Consider the following 391-nt stretch of genomic DNA (forward strand, 5'->3'; position numbering starts at 1 on the left):
CGCGGAGCAGTTCACCGACGTGAGGATCGCGACGTAGCTGCGCGTGCCGGTGGTCCCATTCGCCCTCCGGTAGCCGCGGAACGTCGGGCGCGGTCCGGGGGGCGCGACGAGCGGTGTGCGCACGGTGGCGAGCTCGTGCTCGCGCTCCCCCGGTGCGTAGCCGAGGTTCTGCGTGTGCACGTGCTGGCCGGCGCAGACGTCGCGCGTCGCGACGCCGATCACCTGCCCGTACTTGTGCACGGGACCGCCCGCGGGGACGTCCCGCAGCGCGACCTTGTGCCCGCGCGGGACGGCGTCGAGCACGCCGACGACGCCGCCCGCGGGGAGGTCGACGGCGTCGCCCGGCGCGAGGTCGCGCGTCGCGACGGCGACGTCGTCCTCGGGCCGCAGG

1 protein-coding gene is annotated in these 391 nt (G+C 76.5%); it reads right to left on the reverse strand.

Annotated elements, in window-relative coordinates:
* Positions 1-391: UxaA family hydrolase (locus G3I78_RS50480; protein WP_203616626.1), on the reverse strand; the 391-nt coding region annotated here is incomplete at both ends.

Origin of the sequence: Streptomyces sp. SID13726 (genome assembly GCF_010548375.1) — a bacterium.
Lineage (GTDB): Bacteria > Actinomycetota > Actinomycetes > Streptomycetales > Streptomycetaceae > Streptomyces.